This window comes from Finegoldia sp. BIOML-A1 (assembly GCF_009678325.1).
Lineage (GTDB): Bacteria > Bacillota > Clostridia > Tissierellales > Peptoniphilaceae > Finegoldia > Finegoldia magna.
Genome location: NZ_WKZF01000001.1, coordinates 148917 through 172007, shown reverse-complemented (window position 1 = coordinate 172007; position 23091 = coordinate 148917). Strand labels below are relative to the sequence as shown.

The window sequence follows — 23091 nt, the reverse complement described above, 5'->3', positions numbered from 1 at the left end:
GAATTATGTCAGAAACTAACGTTATTAAAGATAAAAACATAGATTATTCAAACAGAGAAGTGCTTGTTGAATTAGAAAACTTAGATAAGTTTTTCAAAGTTGGTAAAAACAAGACTTTAAAAGCTGTTGAAAATGTAAATTTGAAAATATATAAAGGGGAAACTTTCGGACTTGTAGGAGAATCTGGATGTGGTAAAACTACATGCGGAAGAACAGTTATTAACTTATATGAACCTACAAATGGTAAAGTTATATATGAAGGAAAAGATATCACAAAGTTGAGCGGTAAAGAAAAACAATCTTTCAAGAAAAAAGCTCAAATGATTTTCCAAGACCCATACTCATCACTTGACTCTAAGATGACTATTGGTGATATCATTGGAGAAGGTATCAGAGTTCACTTCCCTGAAATGCAAGAAAAAGATATTCAAAACAGAATTACTGAATTATTAAAAACTGTAGGACTTAACGCTGAACACGGAGCTAGATTCCCACACGAATTATCTGGTGGACAAAGACAAAGAATTGGTATTGCCAGAGCTTTAGCAGTAAAACCAGAATTTATCGTATGTGATGAACCTATCTCAGCGCTTGATGTAAGTATTCAAGCACAAGTTGTTAACTTACTTATTGAATTACAAAGAGAAAAGAAATTAACTTATTTGTTTATTTCTCACGATTTATCAATGGTAAAACACATTTCAGATAGAATAGGCGTAATGTATTTAGGTAGTATGGTAGAAGTATCTTCAAACACTAAGATTTATAATCAACCACTTCACCCTTATACTAAAGCATTGATTTCTGCAATTCCTATTCCAGATCCTGATGTTTCAAGCGAAGGACGTGTTAAATTACAAGGTGAAATTCCTTCACCAATTAATGCACCAGAAGGATGTAAATTCTGTACAAGATGTAACTATGCAATGGAAATCTGTAAAACTGATAGACCAGTTCTACAAGAAATTGCTGATAAACACTTTGTAGCTTGCCACTTATTCGATAAAGGATTGGATGAAGGTATAAGAGCTATGAAAGAACAAGATGCTAAACTTAGTCGTGCACCACAATCTGAAGTTCAAGAAAATGTTGAAGAAACAACAGCTGAACAAGAAATGGGCAAGAGATTAGATGATGAAGCACAAGCTAGAAACATCGATTCAACAGGAATGACAAAATAAATTATATTCCCCGCCATGTGCGGGGTTTTGTTTTGCCCAAAATTCAAACACAAAAACAAATATATGATAAAATAATCATTGGTGTTAAAATTAATTTATAAATACACCACAGTAAATTTGCTATGATATAATAAATCGAGAGGGGAATTATGATTAAAAATATAATATTTGATCTTGATGGTACTATTACGAATTCTTATGAGGGAATTGTAAATGCTGTTAAGTTTAGTTTGGATAAAATAAATTTCAAATACGATGAAAGTAAGCTTATATCTTTTATAGGTCCACCTTTAAAAGACAGTTATACGGAGTTGGGTTTTAGTGAAATTGAATGTAAAGAAAGAATTGAAGATTTTAGAGATTATTATTTCAAAAAAGGTATGAAAGAAATGGAACTCTACGATGGAATTGTAGAAACTATAAACAAATTTTATGATGAAGAATATAAAATTTATTTGGCTACAAGTAAAGTTGAATCTTCAGCTAGGAAAATTTTATCAGATAATAATTTGTTGAAATATTTTTCATATACTGCTGGTGCAACTATGGATCAATCTAGAGTTGAAAAAGAAGATGTAATAGCTTATTTAATTGATAAAACTGGTATAAATCCAGAGGAATCGATTATGGTTGGAGATAGACATCACGATATTGAAGGGGCAAGACTTAACAATATTAAAGCAATTGCTGCAGGATATGGATTTGGAAATGCAGAGGAATATAAAAATGCGGTTTTTGTTGCAGGTAATCCAATTGATGTGTATGAATTTGTGATTAATCAAAATGATAGGTGATTTGAATGGTTAATAATATTAAAAATACGGTTATGGAATTTTCAAAAGAAAATGAAGAAGTTAGAAGTCTTATTGAAACGGGAAGAAGACTTAATCCTACTTTAAAAAAGGACGAAAACACAGATTATCATTTTGTTTTCGGAGTAAGTGATTTTGAAAAGTTTAAGGATTCACACTTCATTGAAAGTTTATTCGGTGATGTGTTAATGTTAGAAAAATCTGACAAATTAACCTACACAAATAAAATTAATCCTCACAATATAAGCTACACTATTGTGCTTAATGATATTTCTAAAATCAGAATATTTTTCATTAAGGAAAACACGATGCAAGCTTATATTAATGAAGATAGCCAGGCGGAAATTTTAGTAGACAAAGACCAAGTTTTAGTTGGAAATAGCACCAAATCAGATGTTTGTTTTAGACAATTAAAGCCAACTAAGCATGAATTTGAATCACTAGTCAATCAGATGTTCATCAATTCTTTAAATGTTGCGAAAGGCTTGTACAGAAAAGAAGAAATCTACGCCATTCAAATGTTTTATCATGTCAGAGAGAACGTAGATAAAATGACGGGTTACTATATTGGTAGTAATTACGACTTCAATGTTAATATAGGATACAATTACGAATACATCAAGACTTATCTTCCAAAAGATCATTACGAAAGATATTTGCAAACATATCCACTTCCTGAAATAGAGAATCTGTGGAGTACATTGTTCAAATCGTGTGATCTTTTTAGAAAACAAGGACTTCATGTCGCAGAGCTTCTGGGATATGAATATCCGAAGAGAGTTGACCGTGATATAATGCAAAAAATTAGAGATATATGGCAAAGATCATACGATTAAAAAAACTGGTTTATAAAAAACCAGCTTTTTTTATCCCTTGAATATTTCCAAACCAAACATATCACACATATCGTTTAATCCTTGTAGGATTTCGTCACGACTGTAGTTTGATTTTTGAAGTTTTTCATCCGAAAGTCCTTTTAATTTGTCATAAAATCTCGTTGCGATTGTTGCATACATAAGATTATTTGTTTCTAGCTTTTCGAACAAAATATTTTCAGCATCGTTAATTCTATCTTCTTCGATTAGATTTTCCAACAATCTTTCAAATTCGAACGAATCTTTTTGATATTGTTCATTCTCATTTAATTTTCTATTTGTTTCCATATCTGTAAATAATTTTTGCAAAAATTCACTGACCACATTGATTTGTTTTAGTAGCCAATCGTTTGATTCTATCATATTATCACTCTTTCTAAATTTCTCTACTTATATTATACTAAATTTCTCAGTTTTGATATACTATTAATAGAATAAGATTATCGGAGAAAATTATGATTGTAAAATTAAAAAGAAATCCTAACGAAAAGGAAGTAAAAAAACTAATAGATTTTTTAAATGAACAAAACGTAAGAGTTGATGAGACTGTTGGCGATAGATACACGATTATTTCTTTAATAGGAGATACCTCAAGCATTGATGAAAAGCTAATATCACGTTTTGATATTGTGGACAAGGTTATTAGAATAGAAGAACCTTTCAGTAAGGCAAATAAAAAATACCATCCACAACCTAAAATTGTCGATGTCGATGGTGTAAAAATAGGTGACGGAAATTTCTGCGTGATGGCAGGGCCATGTTCTGTTGAAAGCGAGGAACAGATTATTACGATTGCTAAAAGCGTGAAGGAAAACGGAGCAAATATCCTTAGAGGCGGAGCTTTTAAGCCTAGATCTTCGCCTTATGCTTTCCAGGGATTAGGCAAAAAGGGAATCGATTTGTTAATCCAAGCAAAAAAAGAAACTGGACTTCCAATTATTACAGAGATAATGGATTTGTCAGATTTGGATTATTTCAACGATGTCGATATGTTACAAGTTGGAGCTAGAAATATGCAAAATTATTCCTTGCTTAAAGAGTTGGGACATTCAGATAAGCCAATTTTACTAAAGAGAGGTTTGAGTGCGACTTACAAGGAATGGATAATGAGCGCAGAGTACATTATGACTGGTGGCAACGAAAATGTCGTATTGTGTGAGAGAGGAATTCGAACTTTTGAAAATTACACTAGAAATACATTGGATATTTCAGCCATTTCTGTGATGAAGGAATTGTCGCAACTTCCTATTATAATGGATCCATCACATGCGAGTGGCAAATACACTTTGATAGAACCGCTATCACTTGCATCGACTGCGGCAGGTTGCGACGGACTTATGATTGAAGTGCACAACGATCCAGAAAATGCGCTAAGCGACGGGCCACAATCTGTCACTTGCGAAAGATTTAGAACAATAATGAGAAAAGTAAGGAAATTAAGGCAATGTATTCAGTAATAAATGTCAAAAATTACGATCTAATAGTTGGACTTGATGCTTTAAATCAATCGCGCGATTATTTGAAAGATTTTATAAAATCAAAGGCGATTGTTATTACTGACGAAAATGTGGACAAATATCACCACAAAACATTGGATATTTTATTAGATGAATTGGAGATTGAACATGAATTTTACGTTATAAAACCAGGAGAATCTTCCAAAAGTTTATTAGAGTACGAAAAAATAATGACTTACATGAGTATGTCTTATCACAGAAATGACACTGTGATTGCTTTTGGTGGAGGAGTCGTTGGAGATTTGGCTGGTTTTGTAGCGGCGACTTTTATGCGTGGGATTGATTTCATTCAAATTCCTACGACTGTTTTGTCAATGGTGGATTCATCCGTAGGGTCTAAAACTGGGATTGATTTGCCAACTGGAAAAAACTTGATCGGAGCGTTCAAAGATCCAAAGCTTTGCATTATTGATCCACTTTTGTTGAAAACTTTAGACGATTACGTGTTTGAAGATGGTTTCGGGGAAATTATCAAATACGCGATTTGTTTTGATGAAGAATTATTTGACATGATAAGTACTAAAAGATACACTAAACAAAGCGATTTATCGGAAATTGTGGAGATTTGTGTGAGCATTAAAAAAGATATCGTGCTTCAAGACAAATTGGAGCAAAATTTGAGAAGATTATTAAATTATGGGCACACATTGGGACATGCTGTCGAAAAACTGTCCGATTATAATGTTATGCATGGACATGCCGTGGCTTTCGGAATGAAGTGTATGGCGAAAAAATACAGCAAGGATTACGACAGAATCTTGGAAGTTTTGAAAATGTATAATTTGAATGATAATTACAATTATTCTGAGGAAGATGTCTATGAAGTTAGCCTTCGCGATAAGAAAAACACAAAAGACATGATTAGTTTGATAGTTTCCGAAAAAATCGGAGATTGTACGGTTTTGAGTATGAACAAAACAGATTACAAGAAGGTATTGAGTGATATTTATGAAGATTAAAACGGACAATTTACAAGGAACAGTGGAGGCTATATCTTCCAAATCATTTGCGCACAGGTTTTTGATTTTAGCAAGTGTTGCAGATACCGATACAACAATTATCATTAATGAATTCTCAAACGATATAATGACAACTATTGATTGTTTGAGAAATTTAGGAGTAGAAATCGACATAAACGAAAATGAAGTTACAGTTCATCCTTCGTTTTTTCAAAAAGATGTGTCCGATATTAATGTAAATGATTCGGGTTCAACTTTGAGATTTTTGCTTCCATTGGTGAGTTTCTTATCTCAAAAAACTAACGTAAAATGCACTGGAAGATTGCAAGATAGACCGATAAAAGAATTGATGGATCAATTGAAATTATCGGGGCTTACTTTTAGTGAAGATAAACTTCCTTTTACAGTTGATGGAACTTTTCATAAAATTGATTTTGAATTTCCGGGAGATGTGTCCAGCCAATATATTTCTGCGATTATGATGATTGCACCACTTATTGGTGGCTGTGAAATCAAATTGACATCACAACTTGAATCTATTGGATATATCAAAATCACACAACAATGTTTGAGATTATTTGGAGTAGATTCCGAGATTTTATTTGATAAAGTAATCGTAAAACCAGGGGCTTTAAAATCACCAGGAGAAATTATCGTAGAAGGAGACTGGTCAAACGCAGCGTTTTTCTTGTGTGCAAATGAGTTGGGTGCAGATATAAACGTTCAGAACTTAAACATGGACTCAGTTCAAGCAGACAGAAAAATAGTTGAATTATTAGAAAAAATGAATAACAACAGAGATTACTGTGAAATAGATATCTCACAAACACCAGATTTATTTGTGGTTTTGGCAGTGGTTTTGTCTCAAAAATGCGACAAATCAGTCTTAAAAAATGCTAAAAGATTGAGGTTAAAAGAATCGGATAGAATTAAATCAACTTACGATATGTTAAAATCATTCGGCGTAAACTGCGAGATAGAAGGAGATAATCTCGTAATCTACAAATCAGAAATGAAACCTGCTGTTGTAAATTCTTGTGATGATCACAGAATTGTAATGGCGGCTGCAATAGCTTCGATAATTACAAAAGAAGTTGAGATAAAAGATTGGCAAGCTGTGAAGAAATCTTATCCATCGTTTTTTGGTGAAATAGAAAGGCTGGGTAGCGATGTCAACTATAGGTAAATTAGTTAAGTTAACCGTGTGGGGAGAATCGCATGGCTCAATGATTGGTGGCGTGATTGATGGAATTGATCCAGGAGTCAAAATCGACCACGAAAGATTGAGAGCACACATGAAAAGAAGATCTCCCGGAAAATCCAACACGACACTTAGAAAAGAATCAGATGAAGTTGAGTTCGTATCGGGGATTTTGGACGATACAACTACGGGTGCTCCATTATCTTTTATTATAAAAAACTCAGATCATCACTCAAAAGATTATTCAAATATTTACAATACTCCAAGACCATCACATGCAGACTATCCTGCAACTGTTAGATACAATGGTTTCAACAATATAAATGGAAGTGGACATTTTTCTGGAAGATTGACAGCAGTCATTAACGTGGCAGGATTTATCGCCCAAGAAATATTGAAAAAACACGATATCTATGTATTCAGCCATCTGTATTCACTGGGAGATATTGTAGACGAAAGATTTGATGATTTAAACTTTACAGACTACAGATATTTGAATAATAAAAAAATCGAAGTAATAAACGATGAAATAATCGATAAAATTGATGACAAAATAGAAGAGTTGAGAGAAAGAAAAGATTCCGTTGGCTCAAGTGTCGAAACTGTTGTGTATAATTTGAGAGCGGGAGTTGGAGATACGCTTTTTGATTCGATTGAATCTAGATTGTCACAAAGCTATTTTGGAATTGGAGCAGTAAAATCGGTTGAATTTGGTTTGGGGAAATCATTCGACAAATCAAATGCATCTGTTGTAAATGACTGGTATTATATAGAAAACGAACAAATCAAAACAAAAACGAATTATAATGGCGGAATACTGGGAGGAATTTCGACGGGAATGCCGATAATTTCCTTAGTTACGTTCAAACCACCAGCATCGATTGGAATAACACAAGATACGGTTGATTTGAAAAACAAAAAGAACACTACATTGACTGTTGAAGGAAGACACGACCCAAGCATTGGAATCAGAGCCGTAAGCGTGATGGAGTCAATCACTGCATTTGTGATTTACGATTTGTTAAAGGAGTACGGATGGAAAGATTTAGAAAAGAAATAGATAAAATTGATTCTGAAATCGCCAAATTATTAGAAAAAAGATTTGAGATTTGTTCTGAAATTGGAGATTTTAAATCAAAGAATAATATTGAAACAGAAGACAAATCGAGAGAAAAGGAAATTTTTGAAAAAATAGAACAAATAAATTTAAAATACCGCGACAATATAAAGGAAGTTGAATCCAAAATTTTACTAGAATCAAAAAAAATTCAGGATAATTTGAAATGAAATTCGGATTATTAGGAAAATCTTTAAAGCATAGTTATTCCAAAGAAATTCACGAACTATTAGGATACTACAAATACGAATATTTTGAAGAAGATGATTTGGATAAATTTTTCAAAAGAAAGGATATCAATGGAATCAATGTAACTATTCCGTACAAGGAAGACGTCATAAAATACTTGGACGAAATGAGTGAAGATGCGAAGAAAATCGGATGTGTAAATACGATTAAATTTTCTGATACTATCAAAGGATATAACACCGACATCGACGGAATGGAGTATATGATTAGTCGAATTGTCGATTTGAAAGGTAAAGAAGTCGTGATTTTAGGTGATGGTGCGACTAGCAAAACAGCCGTAGAGTGCGCGAAAAGACTTCAGGCAAGAACTATTAAAGTGATTTCACGAAAAGGTGAGCATAAGTTTGAAGATGTAGATTATTACAAAAACTGCGACGTTCTAATCAACGCAACTCCAGTGGGAATGTATCCGAACAATTTGAAATCCGTTATAAAATTGGGGAAAATCAGGCCAGAAGCTGTGTTCGATGTGATTTATAATCCGAACAAAACTTCCCTTTTAATGGATTGCGATAGACTTAAAATTCCTAACGACAATGGTTTGCGAATGCTGGTGTATCAAGCTGTCAAAGCGTGTGAGATTTTTACTTCTAAAAAAATTGACGATGATGTTGTAGAAAATATCGTACAGAAAATTAGAACGAAAAATATGAATATTGCACTGGTTGGAATGCCTGGAAGTGGTAAAAGTACAGTTGCTAAAATCATCGCAAAAAACACTGATAAAAAACTTGTGGATATCGACAAAATCATCACGCAAAGATATGGAAGTATTAACGATATATTTGCAGTACAAGGCGAAAAATATTTCAGAAAAATAGAGTCTAAAGTTTTAGAAGAATTTTCCAAAGAAAAGAACTTGGTTATCGCAACTGGTGGAGGAGCTGTAACTGTGAAGAAGAATTTTTATTATCTTCATCAAAATTCAGTTGTTTATTGGATTGACAGACCGAACAGTAAATTATCCAGAAAAAACAGGCCGATTTACAAAACGAATACTATGCGTGAGATTAGACAAAACAGAAATTATTTGTATCGAAGATTCAGTGATAAATATTTCAACAATTACAACGCAAAAACAACTGCCAAATTAATCGTGGAGGATTTCAATGAAACTATATATTATTAATGGGCCGAATTTGAATATGCTAGGCATAAGAGAGCCTGAAATTTATGGTAAGCTGACATTACAAGACATTGAATCCAAGATAAACTTATACTGTGCAAAAAATCAAATAGATGTAGAGTTTTATCAATCGAATCATGAAGGAGAAATCGTAGATATTATTCAAAGTGCTTACAAAAAAGCAGACGGAATAATCATCAATCCTGCAGCATACACGCATACTTCTGTTGCGATTTTGGATGCATTGAAAGCTGTAGATGTAGACACAGTTGAGGTGCATCTATCAGATGTAGATGAAAGAGAGGATTTCAGAAAACTTTCTTATGTATCACTTTTTGCAAAAAAAGTTATCAAAGGAAAAGGAGCAGAAGGATATATCGAGGCTATCGATTTTTTCTTAAATAGAATATAATATAGGTATGAAAAATCAAGGAGGAGCAATGGACGAATTACAAAAACGTGGTTTATTTAATGAACACGGAGATATTGAATTATCAAAGAGAAAAATAATTAATGGAAATACTACTAATTTGAACGATTTTAACAACATAAAATACTCTTGGACAAGTGAATGGTACAGACAAGCTATGAATAACTTCTGGATTCCAGAAGAAATCAACTTGAATCAAGATATCAAAGATTACAGAAATTTATCGGAAGACGAAAAGATTGCTTACGATAAGATTTTATCGTTTTTGATTTACTTGGATAGTTTACAAACTGCACAACTTCCAAATTTGGAAGCATACATCACTGCTAATGAAATAAACTTGTGCTTATCTATTCAAGCATTTCAAGAATCTATTCACTCACAATCTTACAGTTATATTTTGGATACGATTTGTTCTCCAGAAGAAAGAACAGACATTTTGTACCAATGGAAAGATGATGAGTTTTTGTTAGAAAGAAACAGATTTATTGGAGATCAATACAACGACTTTTTTGAAGAAAAAAGCGAACGAAACTTCATGAAAGCTCTCATCGCAAATTATATATTGGAAGGAATTTACTTCTATTCTGGATTTATGTTCTTCTATAATTTGGGAAGAATGGGCAAAATGCCAGGAACTGTACAAGAAATCAGATACATTAATAGAGATGAAAATACTCACTTGTGGTTGTTCAGATCTATGATTTTAGATTTGAAAAAAGAACGTCCAGAATTATTTACTGAAGAAAAAAATGCCCAATACAAAGAAATGATAAAACAAGGTTCAGAAGCTGAAATAGAATGGGCAAAATACGTTATCGGTGAAAAAATCCAAGGGTTGTCCATCAAAATGGTTGAAGATTACATCAAATACTTGGGTAATTTGAGATCAACAGGACTTGGTTTTGGAGTTATCTATCCAGGTTATGAGAGAGAAATTCCTTCAATGAAATGGGTAAGCGAATATTCTGACCCAAATAAAATCAAAACAGATTTCTTCGAAGCAAAACCATCAGCTTATTCTAAGTCAGCGATAATAGAAGACGATTTATAAAATATACCCGGCATTTTTATACAGGAAATGCCGGATTATTTAATTTAAGCATATGAAAATACAATTAGAAGACAAAAGATATCAAAAAGAGTGCATAGATATTTTTACGATATTTGATTCCAAACAAAATCTAGAATTTGGTGAAAGTGATTTTGTCGTAGGAAAAGATTACGTGAAAAAAGAGAAAACTTATCCATTTACTACAAGATTAGAATTAAAAAGAATACTCTATACAATATTTTCAAGAAGATACAATTATACAAATGATTGGGGAATATTAACCGGAACGAAACCCTCTAAGATTTTGAAAAATCATACAGACGAAGAATTAAAACAAATGTATTTAATTAATGATGAGAATTTGAAATTACTTAGAGATATAGACGAAGTTCAGTCTAGCTTAGATTTTGATGAGAAAAACTACAACATTTACATCAATATTCCGTTTTGCCCAAGTAGATGCGATTATTGTTCTTTTCCTACTATTGTTTACAAAAACAACGACAGAAGAGAAGAATACTTGAGGTATTTATTAAAAGAAATAACCGAAGTCTCAAAAAGTATCGACAAAAACATAATTAAAACAATTTATGTTGGAGGTGGAACACCGACTAGTTTAGACTACACAATGCTAGAAAAATTATTGAAAGTTATTGAAAACTGTTTTGTGTCAGAAAACTTGGTTGAATACACATTTGAAGCTGGACGAGAAGATAGCTTGGACTTTGATAAGCTAAAATTGTTAAAAAAGTACAACGTGACAAGAATTAGCTTGAACCCACAAACTTTTAACGAAAAAGCACTGAAAGCTATGGGAAGGATTCAAAATAATGAGAACTTACTTGATTTGTACACTCAAGCCAAAAACTTGGGATTTGTGATAAATATGGATTTCATACTTGGGTTATTGTACGATGATGTGAACAATACAGAAAAAAATCTCGAAATTCTAAGACAGCTCCAACCTGATAATATAACTTTTCACACACTGTCGATAAAAAATGGAAGCAAGTACTCACAACAATACGACAAGGGAAATTTTAAAGAAAATATTGCTGAGAAACAAATGCAATTGATAAAAAAATGGACATTTCAAAATAATTACCGTCCGTATTACTTATATCGTCAGAAAAATATTCTGAATAATATGGAAAATATCGGATATTGCAGAGATATTCCTTCCAGATACAATATCGTAATCAATGAAGAAATAGAAAGCATAATAGGATTTGGAATGACTGCTAATTCTAAAATCATAAAAGATGATATAATAAAATACACAAACTACAAAAATTTAAGAGATTATTCAAAAAAATTAGACGAAATAATAAAAAGAAAGGTGGAAATCATCAATGGGTGAACTAAAGAAAAGAGAAGAATTCAAATCGGATAAAAGTAGAATTTTCCAAACGATAAAAGATAGATTGTTAGATAATTCAAAACCAACAGGAGTTGAAAATCAGTACGTAATAGATAACTTGGGAGTTACAATGACCTACACTATAAAAGAAATCGTTGAAAACGAAAAAATGTACATCGATTTAAACTCCAAAAGCATAGATGGATATTTGAATTTTGATTTTGGAGATACAAATTCAGGAAGTTTTGTGGATGTTGACATGAAACTTCACAACAAATCATTATTCGGCGGATTGATGAATTTCGTAATGGATGTGGAAAAACTAGAGAATAAATTAGTGTATGAATTGAAAAAGGAATTGGGAGAATTGTAGAACATCAATGTTTTTAATTGAATAATATATGACATAGTCCTCATGATTGTAATTCAAAATTTCTTGTTTTGGATAACTTTCATGGGGATTTTTTTGGTTTTATAATGACAATTTATTCTAAATCTAGTCAAAAGTACTTAAAATATTACAAAAATGAAATATTTTAGACTGTTGTACTCAATTAACAAATGAAATTAAAATTTGCTGTAACCTTTTTGTAACCCTTAATTTTCAAGCATTTAACAATTTTAAAATTTGAGCGAATAGATACAAAGAGTTCTAATGAAAACAAATATCATTTAAAGGGTTAAAAATATGTTCCTTTTTCTTGAATTATTTTTCTGGGTTTAATAAAATAGCCGGGTAGTAAAAAATAAACACAAAAAAATCTAAAAAAGAAAGAGGAGATACAAATGAATTTTAGAAAGTTAATTTTAAATTCTTCGGTTGTCATTATGACAAGTTTATTAGCATTTGTACCATCAAATTCACAAGCAAAAGATTTAAATAATGTTAAAGTAGAACAAAAATCAAGTGAAAATATACAATCAAAAAAATATTGGATAAATGATGATACAGATTTGTTTAAGAAAGAAAATGAACATAGTAAAATAATCGAAGGATTGGAACAAGGTGACAATGTAAAAGTTGAAAAAATCGGAGAAGTTTTTGCGAAAGTAAATTTCACAAAAGATGACAAAAAATTCGAAGGTTTTATTTATAAATCATATTTGTCAGAAAAAGAAGTTAAACCAGATCCAAACAAATTTGAAGGATGGGTTAACGAAGAAACTAAAGTTTTCGATTCAAAAGAAAAAGAAGCAAAAGAATTGGGAGTAATCGACAAAGACTCAGAAATCAAAGGTCATATCGATGAAGATAATTTGAGAATTACTTATTTCGGAAGAACTGCTTATATTGTTGCAAAGAATACAACAAAGGAGTCTCCAGCAGATAGAGACAAAAGATTAGCAAAAGAAAGAAAAATCCAAGCTCAAAAACTTGCAGAAAAAAGAAAAAAAGAACAAGAAGAAAGAGCTAAGGAGGAAAAACAACAAGCACAATCAGCTCCTCAAAATGTTTCAGGAAGAACTATCACAATGAGATCTACTGCTTATACTTCAGATCCTGCAGAAAATGGTGGATATTCTACAACTGCAATGGGAACGTCAATTAGATATGGTGTAGCTGCTGTGGATCCTAGAGTTATTCCATTAGGAACTAGATTGTACATTGAAGGTTATGGATACGCTAGAGCAGAAGATACTGGTGGAGCTATCAAAGGAAATAGAATCGACTTAGTGTTTGGTTCAAAATCTCAAAGCAATAATTGGGGAAGAAGAACTGTTAGAGTTACAATTTTAAATTAATTAAATATTATTACTACGATTAATGAAGGCGATGAATTTCATCGTCTTTTTTGATTGACAAATACATAAGATATGATATAATAAAAAGTTTTGTTATTGAATTAAGTTTGTGATTAAGCTATAATATATAGTGAGGTGATAGTATGTTTAAAATAGGCGATAAGATTGTTTATCCTATGCACGGTGCAGGCATAATTACCGAAGTACAAAATAAAGAGGTCTTGGGAGTTAAAAAAGATTATTATATTTTGAAAATGCCAATGGGGGAAATGAAAATCTCGATACCTGTAGATAAGATAAATGATATGGGAATAAGATTTGTTGCAGAAGAAGAAACCATTCATTCTTTAAGAGATATTTTAAAGAATAGCGAAGTTGATTTTCCTTCAAATTGGAATAAAAGGTACAAAGAAAATCTCGAAAAATTGAGAACGGGAGATATAAAAGAAACTGCTATTGTGTATAAGGGTTTGTATGAATTAGATTTTTCAAAAGGCCTATCCATGATTGAAAAGAAAGTACTTAATACCTCCAGAAAAATGCTTATTAGCGAAATAGCAAGTGGTTTGAATATTAAACCATCAGAAGCTGAAAGTATGGTGAACGAATTAATCGATTTAGATTAAAATATTTGTGAAAGGAGAAATATTTTGTTCAGACGAGGGATGTCAATACTGATATCTATCATCGGAGCTATTTTAGGAATTATATTTACTAATGTTATTTTCAGTAATTTTATTGAAAAATCAACTAGTGTTATTATTAAGATAGTCGCTATGATAATAGCGGCAGTCGTATTTGGATTCATATTTTATGCTTTGGCTCCGAAATTCATATCGGTAGAATTAAAATTGATAGAATCTATTGAAGATTCTCTTAAAAAGTTCTCTCTGGTCGATATTGTTATAGGGACAATTGGTCTTGTGGTAGGGCTGATATTAGCTTTTTTGATATCACAACCGTTGTTAAAATTAAATATTCCAGGGATAGGAACTGTATTGACTGTTATTTTTGAAATTGTGTTTTATATTGGAATGGGATTTTTGGGAGCAAAACTTGCTCTTAATTATCACGATGATTTTCTTGCATTTTTCGATAGAATCAAAACCAAAGAAAAACCAAATCTCAAATTTTCAAGCAAAGATAGCAAAGTTAGACCTAAAATCGTAGACACTTCTACTATTATTGACGGTAGGATTATCGATATATTGAAGACGGGATTTTTGGAAGGAAATTTAATAATTCCAATATTTGTCATCGAAGAACTTCAACATATCGCAGATTCGGATAATTATTTGAGAAGGCAAAAAGGGAGACGTGGATTGGATATTTTAAAAACTATGCAAACTGAGTACAAGGACAAGGTTAAAGTGGTTGATAAAAGATATCCTAATATTGACAAAGTCGATTCAATGCTTGTGAAAATGTCAGAAGAATTGAATGCAAATTTACTTACGAACGATTATAATTTGAATAAGGTCGCAGACTTGCAGGAAGTTTTCGTGTTCAACATAAATGATTTGGCAAATGCTATGAGGCCTGTTTTCGTAGCGGGTGAGCCGATTAATGTGTCAATCATTAAAGAAGGACGTGAAAACAATCAAGGTATTGGCTACTTAGATGATGGTACAATGATTGTAGTTGAAGATGGCAAAAAATATTTGGGACAAGTTATTGAATGTACTGTGACAAGTGTTCTTCAAACTTCTGCAGGAAAAATGATTTTTGCAAAGAAATCTGAGGAGAAAGATTAGTAGTTATATATTTTATTTATTATTTGAACTTATTAGAGAACTATTTGTGTAGTTCTCTTTTTTATTGCAATGGCAAATTTTTTTAATTAAATTGATTTTTTGATATAATAATAATGAGGTGTTATATGGATAAATATATTTCAGCTATTATAACTGCGGCTGGATCCTCTCAAAGAATGAATAAAAAAATTCCAAAACAATTTTTGAAAATAAAAGACAAAATGATTTTGGAGATGACTTTGGATGTGTTTCAAACAATTGACGAAATCAAGGAATTCATTCTTGTAATTAGAGAAGAAGACGAAGAATTTGTAAGAAATTTTATAAAAGATAAAAATTACAGGGATATCATAATCGCTATCGGTGGAGACACAAGAGAAAAATCTACATACAATGGCTTGAATAAAGTAAATGAAAATTGTGATTTGATAATAAGTCATGATGCAGCAAGACCGTTTATTAGACGTGAAAAAATACTTGAAGCCATCGAATCTATCGGCGACTACGATGGACTTGTGGTGAGCGTTGGAGCTAAGGATACCATAAAATATGTCGATGATGACATGAGGGTGGTTAATACTCCTAACAGAGCACATTTGTATATGGCTCAAACGCCACAAGTATTTAAGTATAAGTCTATCAAAGACGCATACAAACTAGTATTTGACGAAAAAATAAATGTAACAGACGATTCATCTTTGCTTGAAATCGTCGGTAAAAAAGTTAAAATAATTAAGGGCGATTATTCCAATATCAAAATAACAACACAAGAAGATTTGCTATTTGGAGAGCTGATTGCTAGAAAGAGAGAAAACGAATGAGAATAGGTTTTGGGTTAGATGTACATAAACTTGTTGAAAATAGAAAATTAATATTAGGCGGAGTTGAAATTCCACATGACAAGGGACTTTTAGGTCACAGTGATGCAGATGTTTTGATTCACGCTATAATGGATTCGATCTGTGGTGCACTTTGTTTGGGAGATATCGGCAAATTATTTCCAGACACTGATATGAAATACAAAGACATTGATTCTAGAGTTTTGCTTAGGAAAGTTTTTGAAATCATGGATGATATGGGTTATGAAGTTGGAAATATTGATTCTACGATTTCTTGCCAAAAACCTAAACTTAGAGATTACATTGATACAATGCGTGAAAATATTGCACAAGATTTGCACACTAATACTTTTAACATTTCAGTCAAGGCAACTACAACAGAACAACTTGGCTTTGAAGGCAGATGTGAAGGCATTACAGCTAACAGTGTCTGCATATTAAATAAAAAAGCTTTATAGGTGATAATATGAATTTTCGAAGAAAAATAGCAATAGATTTGGGAACTGCGTCTGTTCTTGTGTATTTGCCAAATAAAGGTGTCGTATTAAATGAACCTTCAGTTGTGGCGATGAATAGTTTTAATTCCAAAATAATATCTGTTGGAAAAGATGCTAAGAAAATTTTGGGGAGAACTCCAGGAAATATTGTCGCCAAAAAACCACTAAAGGATGGCGTGGTTGCAGATTTTAATTCAACAGAAAAAATCATTTCTTATTTGCTCAGAAAAACTTTAGGCAAATCACTAATCAGACCAGAAGTTTTGATTTGTGTTCCAAGTCAAATCACACAAGTTCAAAGAAGAGCTGTCATTCAAGCTTCAAAATACGCTGGAGCGTACAACACATATCTAATAGAAGAACCGTTAGCAGCAGCTATAGGCTCTGGAATTGATGTAACAGATGCAAGAGGTAATATAGTTGTAGATATCGGTGGAGGAACAACAGATGTGGCAGTGATTTCTATGGGAGGAATTGTAATTAATAAATCAATTCCTGTTGCAGGCGATGAGTTTGACAAAAAAATTCAAGATTTTGTCCAAACAAAATACAATATGATAATTGGGGAATCTACTGCAGAAAAAGTTAAAATAAATGTAGGCAGTGCATATCCTAGAGATGATGGAGAGTTGTACGAAATCAAAGGTAGAAATCTGGTAAATGGATTACCAATGCACATCTACGTTTCGTCAAAAGATATTTCAGTTGCATTGAAAAAGCCAATAGATAAAATTGTAGACACTGTTCAAGAAGTTTTGGAACAAACTCCGGCTGAATTAGCGGCGGATGTTTACGAAAGAGGAATCATCATGAGTGGCGGTGGATGTCTACTGAAAGGATTGGATAAATTAATTTCTGAAAGAATTGGTGTGAACGCTAGGATTGTAGATGGTCCAATCACGGCAGTTGTTAGGGGAACTGGTAAATCATTAATGTGGATGGATAAATTAAAAGAAGACAGTGATTCTCATCAGGATTTGAGAAGAAAAGTAATTGTTAGCAGGATGAGATAAAATTGTAATTATTACAAATTGTATTCATTGTTTGTTAACGATGTGATATAATATATGTATAAAATAAAATAGGGGGTATTTTGATATGAAAATGATGACACAAGCAAATTTACAATCAGCATTCGGAGGAGAATCTCAAGCAAGAAACAGATACAACATTTGGGGGAATAAAGCTGAAAAAGACGGTTTTAAAAATGTTGCTAGATTGTTCAATGCTACAGCTGACGCTGAAAAAATCCACGCTGCATTACACTTTGATGCATTAAAAGATGTTCACGGTGATTTCGCAGTAACTAGCATGGCTGGTTTCGGAATTGGAAGCACTTCTGAAAACTTAGAAGGGGCTAGAAACGGAGAAATCTTCGAAGCAACTGAAATGTACCCAGCTTACATAGAAGTAGCTGAAATGCAAGAAGAAAAAGAAGCAGTAAGAGCTATGAGATTTGCTGTAGAAGCAGAAAAAGTTCACGCTGAAAGATTCGGAAAAGCAAAAGAATTCGTTGACGGTGGAAAAGACTTAGAAGTAGAAGAAATATTACTATGCCCAGTATGCGGATACATAGGATTTGAAAAAATCGATGCATGTCCAATTTGCGGATGCAAATCCGAAAAATTCATAGAATATTAATTTTTTGATATAAGCCGGGTAATACCGGCTTATATTTTTAAAATCTGGAGGAAATTATGGTAGAGAAAAAGGTTTGTATAACAAACGAGATAGGACTTCACGCAAGAGCTGCATCCAAATTTTTGAATGAAGCAGTAAAATACAATTCTAATATTGAATTCATAAAAGACAATAAAACATACAGTGCTAAAAGTATTATAAGCATTTTGTCATTATCAGCGCACAAAGGATGTGAGCTTATTTTAAGATGTGATGGTGAAGATGAACAATTGGCACTTGAAAAATTAAGCGAATTAATTGAAAACGGATTAGATTATTAAAATATAGTGTGAAAATGTTTTTACGAATAAACAGCGCTATAATCGTTTAATTTTGCGAAAAATTAGTGATAATTTATGGTATCATATAATTAAAGAAGCATAGATGGGAATGATTAATTTGGTTTTTTTGGATAAATTTTTTAATATGATCAATACACTAAGATTTTTGGATATCATAGATATCGCTATAGTTGCGGTCTGTATTTACAAACTATATATGATGATAAAAGAAACAAGAGCTGAACAACTCGTAAAAGGACTTGTAATCATATTTATTTTTGTAAAAATTAGTGATTCGTTGAAATTATACACTGTAAACTGGGTTTTGGAGAACATGATGACGGCTTTGGCCATCATGATAATAGTGGTATTCCAGCCTGAACTTAGAAAAATTTTGGAAACAATAGGTAGAAGTAATATTTTGACCAAATCATTTGCGGATATCAGAGGAGAAAAAGTGGATAAGTGCGTGGAAGAAATTGTACACGCTGTATTTTCACTTTCAAGACAAAGAATTGGTGCATTGATTATTTTCGAGAGAAGTACAGGTCTTGGAGACGTTGTAGAAACAGGCACAGTTTTAAATTCTGCGATTTCTAGCGAACTTTTGATAAATATATTCATACCTAATACTCCACTTCATGATGGTGCGGTTGTAATCAAAAATGATACTATCAAAGCGGCGGCATGTTTTTTGCCATTGTCCACAGAACAATCCATATCCAAGGAATTGGGAACAAGACACAGGGCAGCTATAGGAATGAGTGAAAAAAGTGATTGTTTGGCACTTATAGTTTCAGAAGAAACAGGTGGTATTTCAATAGCTGAACACGGTAAAATCAACAGATATGTTGATGAACCAACTCTAACAAAGATTCTGACAAAATTATACAATGATCAAGATTCTTATATTTTCAACAGAAAGGAAATAGAAGATGAAAGATAAATTAAAGAATAGTTCATACTTAAAAAATATTGACTTCAAAGGATTTTATTCAAATAATCTTATAATCAAAATAGTCTGTCTTTTTTTGGCGATATTTTTGTGGTCTTTTGTAATGGGAAATAAAAACCCTGTAGTAACAAAAGATATTCCAGTAGTAAACGTTGAATATCGTGGCGTAGATAAGTTAAGAGAAAATGGAAGAGTTATAATATCGCCGAAAACTCCTACAATATCTATGCGTGTGGAGGGAAGAAGAAACACAATCACTAAAATGAAAAATTCGGAAATAAAAGCTTTTGTAGATGTTAAATCTATAAAAGTTGATTCTGAAACATTACCCGTAGAGATAAGCCTTCCTCAAGGAGTTAACGTAGCAGATCAATCTGACGAAACTATTTTGGTGAAGACAGAAACAGTTGATACTGTTAAATTTCCTATAAGAATAATGAAGGTAGGAGATTTGCAGGAAAATGTAGAAATTGATTCTATTAAATTAGATCCAAAAGATATAAAAGTATCTGGAGCTAAGACGTATCTCAACTCAATTGATTACGCATCAGTTAAAATTGATCAATCAAATATTGACAAGGATATCAACTTAGATTTACCGATTAATCTAAGCTTAAAAGACGACACTACAAGATCATACTTGACAAAATCATCTGAAAGCTGCAAAGTAATAATCGATGTATTGCTTAAAAAAGATGTTGAAATCAAACCGGTTGTGACTAATATTCCAGACGGGTTGAAAGTCAAGAAAGTTACATTCAGTAGACCGACAGTAAAGATAAAAGGTCAAGATGATATTATAAAATCACATTCAAATATAACAACAAAAGCCATAGATTTAAAAAGTTTTAAAGAGGGAGAAAACACAGTAGATGTAACATTGGACTTGCCGCAATCAATTGTACTTGCAGAAGGCTCCAACGGAAGAATCACAGCAACAGTTGTCCTGGAAAAATAATATGAAAACTAAAAACGAAATTCCATTGGTAACAATTGTAATAGGTATAATTCTAACAGTAATTTCATTTTATATGGAAAGAGTAGCTGAAACATCACCGGATTTTCCAAAATTACTGAGCCAAGTAATATTTTTCTCATTGCCAATCACATCTTTTATTGGTGTGTACTTTTCAAATAAAACTGAAAATTTAAAAATTTAATAATAAACACATTGTTCTTGTTACCGATTACAAGTTTTATGTTTATAAAAAAGCGAGTGCAAACTCGTTTTTTTATTTGAAAAAGATACACATTTTAATTGATTTTTACATTATGTGTTATAATTAGATTATAAAAATAGAGGGGGATATTGATGGGAAAATATTTCGGAACTGACGGTATAAGAGGCGTTGCAGGCGAAGATTTAACTGTTGAATTAGCTTATAAGCTTGCGAGAGCAGCTTGTTATAAATTAAAAGATGTAGATAATAAATTAATTGTTATAGGAAAAGATACTAGAATTTCTGGGGATATGTTGGAAGCAGCTTTGATTAGTGGAATTACTAGCATGGGTTTTGATGTTTACAGATTAGGAGTAATTCCTACACCAGCTGTGGCGTATTTGACTAGATTTTACAATGCTTGTTGCGGGATAGTGATTTCTGCAAGCCACAATCCTTACGAATTTAATGGAATAAAATATTTTTCGAATGAAGGTTTCAAATTAAAAGATAGTCTTGAAGAAGAAATCGAATATTTGATTGATCATCAAGATGAAATTAACGTAAAAATTACAGGAGAAAAAGTAGGTAGAGTTTATGAAGAAGAGTGTGCAAAGGATACATATATCAATTATCTTTTGAGCAGGGTTGATTTGGATTTGACTGGTGTGAAGGTGAGCTTGGACTGTGGTTATGGAGCTACTTCTGAAATCGCACCAATTATTTTCAATAGATTAAATGCTGATGTGACTGTTACAAATACAGAATACGACGGAAAGAATATCAACTTCAAATGCGGTTCAACAAATCCTGAAGTTATAAGTAATTTGGTAAAAATTTCTGAATCTGATATGGGATTTTCATTTGATGGAGACGGGGATAGGTTGATTGCTTGTGATGAAACTGGTGAAATAATGGATGGAGACCACGTTATTTGTGCAGTTGGACATTTCTTAAAAGAAAACAACAAGCTTAAGAACAATGCAGTTGTAGGAACTGTTATGACTAATATCGGTCTTATAAAAAGCTTGAAAGAAATTGGCGTGGATGTTATCAAAACACAAGTTGGGGACAGATACGTTCTTGAAGAAATGAGAAAAAATGGCTACATTATTGGTGGAGAACAATCAGGACACATTATTTTCATAGAAGATAATACTACTGGTGATGGAATCTTATCGGCGATTAAATTAGCGGAAATAGCTGTTAAATCAAAACAAAAACTTTCAGAAATGAACAAATTGATGACTAGTTTCCCACAAGTTTTGGTGAACGCAAAGGTTAATAATGAATACAAAAAAGTGTACAAAGATGATGAAGTAATCAATAAAAAAATAGCTGAACTTGAGCATGAATTCAAAGATGAAGGCAGAGTTTTGATAAGACCTTCTGGAACTGAGCCTTTGATTAGAGTTATGATTGAGGGGGAAAACCAAGAATATTTAGAGAAAAAAGCTATTGAATTAAAAGATTTGATAGAAGAAAGATGTGAGCTAATATGAAAACAATAGCGATTATTTCGGCATTAGAAAGTGAACAAGAGTATTTCAGAGAACAATTTAAGCCAGTTAAAAAGGACAAGTTCAATCACTATGAAATATATGTTTCGGATTTTGAAGACAAGAAAATTATAAATTGCGTTTGTGGAATTGGAAAGGTAAACTCAGCAGCTTTAACACAAAGAATTATCGATATGTACAATCCAGATTTGGTAATAAATTGTGGTGTGTGCGGTGGATTGGACAAATCTCTTACTTTTGATGAGGTAATACTTGCGGACAAATTAAAATACCACGACATAAATTTGGATATTTTTAGCGACAATATTCCTTACACTGACACCTTTGAAGCAGATAGCGAAACATTGAAAAAATTGGATGAGATTATGACACAAGAAAATTTGAAGCACAGGATAGGCCTTATTGTAACTGGAGATCAATTCATCTCAACGACCGAAAAACAAGAAGAATTATTCGAAAAATATCATGCGTTGGGAACGGAAATGGAAGGTTGCTCCATTGCTCATACGTGTTATCTTAACGATGTGAAGTTTTTGGTTATAAGAAGTTTGTCCGACTTTGCAGATGACGATGCGGATGATGAATTTTACAATGATTTAGAAACAAAAACAAAGAAGGCTGCACATAGTGTAGTTGTATTGATTAAAAATATGTAGAAAAGAGCGTAGGATGGATGAGAATTTGTCCTGCGTTTTTATTTTGCTTAAAAATGGGCAAAAAAATACATCTGTACAAAACAGATGTATTTTTTCATAATATCAATAACAAAAGGAAACAAAAA

General features: G+C 32.2%; 27 protein-coding genes. 26 read left to right on the top strand and 1 reads right to left on the bottom strand.

Annotation, left to right across the window (positions count from 1 at the left end; translation table 11 throughout):
- Window positions 1–5 precede the first annotated feature (5 nt).
- The 3 genes from GKG00_RS00795 to GKG00_RS00785 all read left to right on the top strand — a co-directional run bounded on the left by GKG00_RS00795 (window position 6) and on the right by GKG00_RS00785 (window position 2829).
- Complete coding sequence (locus tag GKG00_RS00795) at window positions 6–1181, top strand: oligopeptide/dipeptide ABC transporter ATP-binding protein (protein WP_154253733.1); 1176 nt, start codon at window positions 6–8, stop codon at window positions 1179–1181.
- Window positions 1182–1330: 149 nt separating this feature from the next.
- Window positions 1331–1975, top strand: a complete 645-nt coding sequence (locus GKG00_RS00790; protein WP_154253732.1) for an HAD hydrolase-like protein — start codon at window positions 1331–1333, stop codon at window positions 1973–1975.
- 5 nt (window positions 1976–1980) lie between these two features.
- Window positions 1981–2829 (top strand): aminoglycoside 6-adenylyltransferase, encoded by an 849-nt coding sequence (locus tag GKG00_RS00785; protein ID WP_094204015.1) that lies wholly within the window; start codon window positions 1981–1983, stop codon window positions 2827–2829.
- Window positions 2830–2859: 30 nt separating this feature from the next.
- Here GKG00_RS00785 and GKG00_RS00780 read toward each other — a convergent pair whose 3' ends face one another.
- Window positions 2860–3231, bottom strand: coding sequence for a DUF6483 family protein (locus GKG00_RS00780; protein WP_094206082.1), 372 nt, complete (start codon window positions 3229–3231; stop codon window positions 2860–2862).
- A gap of 92 nt (window positions 3232–3323) precedes the next feature.
- Here GKG00_RS00780 and aroF point away from each other — a divergent pair, with 92 nt between their 5' ends.
- The 23 genes from aroF (at window position 3324) to GKG00_RS00665 (ending at window position 22966) form a co-directional block, all read left to right on the top strand.
- Window positions 3324–4325 (top strand): 3-deoxy-7-phosphoheptulonate synthase, encoded by a 1002-nt coding sequence (gene aroF / locus GKG00_RS00775; protein WP_094204013.1) that lies wholly within the window; start codon window positions 3324–3326, stop codon window positions 4323–4325.
- Complete coding sequence (gene aroB / locus GKG00_RS00770) at window positions 4313–5344, top strand: 3-dehydroquinate synthase (RefSeq protein WP_154253730.1); 1032 nt, start codon at window positions 4313–4315, stop codon at window positions 5342–5344. Before aroF ends, aroB begins: the two co-directional genes overlap by 13 nt.
- Window positions 5334–6530: a 3-phosphoshikimate 1-carboxyvinyltransferase gene (locus tag GKG00_RS00765; RefSeq protein ID WP_154253728.1), complete on the top strand. Its 1197-nt coding sequence runs from the start codon at window positions 5334–5336 to the stop codon at window positions 6528–6530. The genes aroB and GKG00_RS00765 overlap by 11 nt, the downstream gene beginning before the upstream one ends.
- On the top strand, window positions 6514–7605 hold the full coding sequence (gene aroC, locus GKG00_RS00760) for a chorismate synthase (RefSeq protein ID WP_154253726.1): 1092 nt from the start codon (window positions 6514–6516) through the stop codon (window positions 7603–7605). Before GKG00_RS00765 ends, aroC begins: the two co-directional genes overlap by 17 nt.
- Window positions 7581–7832, top strand: coding sequence for a chorismate mutase (locus GKG00_RS00755; protein ID WP_154253724.1), 252 nt, complete (start codon window positions 7581–7583; stop codon window positions 7830–7832). Before aroC ends, GKG00_RS00755 begins: the two co-directional genes overlap by 25 nt.
- Window positions 7829–9040, top strand: a complete 1212-nt coding sequence (locus GKG00_RS00750) for a shikimate kinase (protein WP_154253722.1) — start codon at window positions 7829–7831, stop codon at window positions 9038–9040. Before GKG00_RS00755 ends, GKG00_RS00750 begins: the two co-directional genes overlap by 4 nt.
- Entirely contained in the window at window positions 9021–9449 is a 429-nt protein-coding gene (aroQ, locus tag GKG00_RS00745; protein WP_154253720.1) for a type II 3-dehydroquinate dehydratase, read from the top strand. The genes GKG00_RS00750 and aroQ overlap by 20 nt, the downstream gene beginning before the upstream one ends.
- Window positions 9450–9477: 28 nt before the next feature.
- Window positions 9478–10521, top strand: a complete 1044-nt coding sequence (locus tag GKG00_RS00740) for a ribonucleotide-diphosphate reductase subunit beta (RefSeq protein ID WP_035109109.1) — start codon at window positions 9478–9480, stop codon at window positions 10519–10521.
- 52 nt (window positions 10522–10573) lie between these two features.
- Entirely contained in the window at window positions 10574–11881 is a 1308-nt protein-coding gene (locus tag GKG00_RS00735) for a coproporphyrinogen III oxidase (RefSeq protein ID WP_154253718.1), read from the top strand.
- On the top strand, window positions 11874–12254 hold the full coding sequence (locus GKG00_RS00730; protein WP_154253716.1) for a hypothetical protein: 381 nt from the start codon (window positions 11874–11876) through the stop codon (window positions 12252–12254). The genes GKG00_RS00735 and GKG00_RS00730 overlap by 8 nt, the downstream gene beginning before the upstream one ends.
- Before the next feature lie 413 nt (window positions 12255–12667).
- Complete coding sequence (locus GKG00_RS00725) at window positions 12668–13624, top strand: 3D domain-containing protein (RefSeq protein ID WP_154253714.1); 957 nt, start codon at window positions 12668–12670, stop codon at window positions 13622–13624.
- A 143-nt stretch (window positions 13625–13767) separates the two neighbouring features.
- Window positions 13768–14250, top strand: coding sequence for a CarD family transcriptional regulator (locus tag GKG00_RS00720; RefSeq protein WP_154253712.1), 483 nt, complete (start codon window positions 13768–13770; stop codon window positions 14248–14250).
- 24 nt (window positions 14251–14274) lie between these two features.
- Window positions 14275–15378: a PIN domain-containing protein gene (locus tag GKG00_RS00715; protein WP_154253710.1), complete on the top strand. Its 1104-nt coding sequence runs from the start codon at window positions 14275–14277 to the stop codon at window positions 15376–15378.
- Window positions 15379–15503: 125 nt separating this feature from the next.
- On the top strand, window positions 15504–16199 hold the full coding sequence (gene ispD / locus GKG00_RS00710) for a 2-C-methyl-D-erythritol 4-phosphate cytidylyltransferase (protein WP_154253708.1): 696 nt from the start codon (window positions 15504–15506) through the stop codon (window positions 16197–16199).
- Complete coding sequence (gene ispF, locus GKG00_RS00705; RefSeq protein ID WP_094207461.1) at window positions 16196–16675, top strand: 2-C-methyl-D-erythritol 2,4-cyclodiphosphate synthase; 480 nt, start codon at window positions 16196–16198, stop codon at window positions 16673–16675. Before ispD ends, ispF begins: the two co-directional genes overlap by 4 nt.
- A gap of 8 nt (window positions 16676–16683) precedes the next feature.
- Window positions 16684–17727 carry a rod shape-determining protein gene (locus GKG00_RS00700; RefSeq protein WP_094206067.1) on the top strand — a complete coding sequence of 348 codons (1044 nt, stop codon included), beginning with the start codon at window positions 16684–16686 and terminating at the stop codon, window positions 17725–17727.
- Window positions 17728–17812: 85 nt separating this feature from the next.
- Complete coding sequence (locus tag GKG00_RS00695) at window positions 17813–18355, top strand: ferritin family protein (RefSeq protein WP_094206066.1); 543 nt, start codon at window positions 17813–17815, stop codon at window positions 18353–18355.
- 56 nt (window positions 18356–18411) lie between these two features.
- Entirely contained in the window at window positions 18412–18675 is a 264-nt protein-coding gene (locus tag GKG00_RS00690; RefSeq protein ID WP_094207460.1) for an HPr family phosphocarrier protein, read from the top strand.
- 103 nt (window positions 18676–18778) lie between these two features.
- A complete protein-coding gene (gene cdaA, locus GKG00_RS00685) occupies window positions 18779–19621 on the top strand; it encodes a diadenylate cyclase CdaA (RefSeq protein ID WP_002835149.1) in 843 nt (280 codons plus the stop codon).
- Window positions 19611–20588, top strand: coding sequence for a CdaR family protein (locus GKG00_RS00680; RefSeq protein ID WP_154253706.1), 978 nt, complete (start codon window positions 19611–19613; stop codon window positions 20586–20588). Before cdaA ends, GKG00_RS00680 begins: the two co-directional genes overlap by 11 nt.
- A 1-nt stretch (window position 20589) precedes the next feature.
- Window positions 20590–20790 (top strand): hypothetical protein, encoded by a 201-nt coding sequence (locus tag GKG00_RS00675; protein WP_154253704.1) that lies wholly within the window; start codon window positions 20590–20592, stop codon window positions 20788–20790.
- A 152-nt stretch (window positions 20791–20942) separates the two neighbouring features.
- Window positions 20943–22292, top strand: a complete 1350-nt coding sequence (gene glmM / locus GKG00_RS00670; protein WP_154253702.1) for a phosphoglucosamine mutase — start codon at window positions 20943–20945, stop codon at window positions 22290–22292.
- The gene (locus GKG00_RS00665) at window positions 22289–22966 is read left to right on the top strand and encodes a 5'-methylthioadenosine/adenosylhomocysteine nucleosidase (RefSeq protein WP_154253700.1); all 678 of its coding nucleotides are present in this window, start codon (window positions 22289–22291) and stop codon (window positions 22964–22966) included. Before glmM ends, GKG00_RS00665 begins: the two co-directional genes overlap by 4 nt.
- Window positions 22967–23091: the final 125 nt, after the last annotated feature.